This is a genomic window from Bartonella queenslandensis AUST/NH15 (assembly GCF_000312585.1).
Lineage (GTDB): Bacteria > Pseudomonadota > Alphaproteobacteria > Rhizobiales > Rhizobiaceae > Bartonella > Bartonella queenslandensis_A.
In genome coordinates, this window is sequence record NZ_HE998087.1 from 1 (window position 1) to 1,445 (window position 1,445).

Below are 1,445 nucleotides of genomic sequence, written 5' to 3' on the forward strand. Positions count from 1 at the left end.
TCCAAAAATTTAATACAAAAAGAAATAGCAGCATTGGATGGTCGTATTCCAACGGCAGAAGAACAAGCGCGTATAAATGCAAAGATTCAAGCACAGTTTTCTGATTTTAATGATCATGCCATTGATATTTCCCGCGTTGCGGGAGGATTTGCAGCGGCACTTGCTGGTGGTGATGTCAATACTGGCGCGGATGCCGCAGGAAATGCTGCAGAGAATAATTTTCTTCCTGTGGTAGCGGCTGCTGTAGCGTTCATTGTGTCGCTTACACCAGAAGAGTTGGCAGTTCTGTCTCTTTTTATGGCTGGTGGAGCAACTATTGTTCAATCTCCTAGCAATAGGTCGGCTATAGCTGATTTTCTTGCCTATTGGTTTGCATCGAAAAATCCTGCAGAGGACAGCGAAAAAACAAATCAAAACTCACAAGAAGAAAAAAATAAAAATTCTCAGAAGGAAAGTAAAAATAAGAAAAAAAATGGAAACAATAAAAAACCGCAAAATAATAATGATGGAAAGGATAACATACTTGCACAAGTCAGGAAGCATCATGACGAAAAACGGGATGAGAAAAAACAAGAATTAAGAGATGAAGGCTGTATAGTATGTGATAAAGAAGTCGTATTCAAAACTAAGACGGATAAAGGTACAGTGAGGTCTCGTTCGGATATTGTTTATATAAAGGATGGTAAACTAGTAGTTGGTGAAGTAAAAACGGGAGATGCTGATTTAAGTAAATTTCAAAAAATTTTGAAAGAGGCACATAAGGAAGGAAATGCAGAATCTACGAAAGGCGAATTTATAAAATTTTTTAAAGAGAACAAAGAGTTTTTAGAGAAATATCAAAAAGATTTCAAAAATTTTGAAGGAAATCAAGATCAATTGAGAGAAGCTAATCAAAACTGGATTAAAGAACAATTAAGTAATAAGTTAGAAAAAACCGAATTTAAGCTTTTTCGTTATCCAGGACTTAAGAAAAGTGAGTGATGAGGGAAACTAAAAATATAAAAAGCTAAGTTGGGAGTTGTGAAACCAGCTATTATCATCTACGGCAGTAGATTATTATTAACAAGAATAAGCTTTGAATTGTGGAGAATAATTTATGAACTTTGCTTTTAAAAAAATACATCGCCCTGATATTATTTATGTGGAGAAAGGTGTATTAAAAGTTATTGACATAAAAACTGGTAATTCTCAATTAACAGAATGTCAAAAAGATTTTGAAATAGCGTATAAAACAGGAGATGCAAAAACCTTTTGGAAAAATTATGAAACGGTATCTAGGGGAAAATAAGGAACAGCTTAATAAATACCAAGAAGATTTGAAAAAATTTGAAGGAGATGCAGAGCTTCTGAAAGAGTTTAGAGACAATTGGAGTGAAAATCAAATAAACAAAGAGTGGAATAGAATAATTCCTTATACAGTTAGCTGTTATCCGGGGATTGGAGAA

The 1,445-nt window shown here is 34.0% G+C and carries 3 protein-coding genes; all 3 read left to right on the forward strand.

Going from position 1 to position 1,445, the window contains the following annotated elements; translation table 11 throughout:
• Nucleotides 1–981: VENN motif pre-toxin domain-containing protein (locus BN338_RS11375; RefSeq protein WP_083868472.1), on the forward strand; the 981-nt coding region annotated here is incomplete at its 5' end.
• A 115-nt stretch (nt 982–1,096) separates the two neighbouring features.
• Nucleotides 1,097–1,288, forward strand: coding sequence for a hypothetical protein (locus BN338_RS09475; RefSeq protein WP_039761576.1), 192 nt, complete (start codon nt 1,097–1,099; stop codon nt 1,286–1,288).
• Nucleotides 1,239–1,445, forward strand: a 207-nt coding sequence (locus tag BN338_RS12725) for a hypothetical protein (protein ID WP_210160964.1), incomplete at its 3' end; no start/stop codon positions are given. The genes BN338_RS09475 and BN338_RS12725, both read left to right, overlap by 50 nt.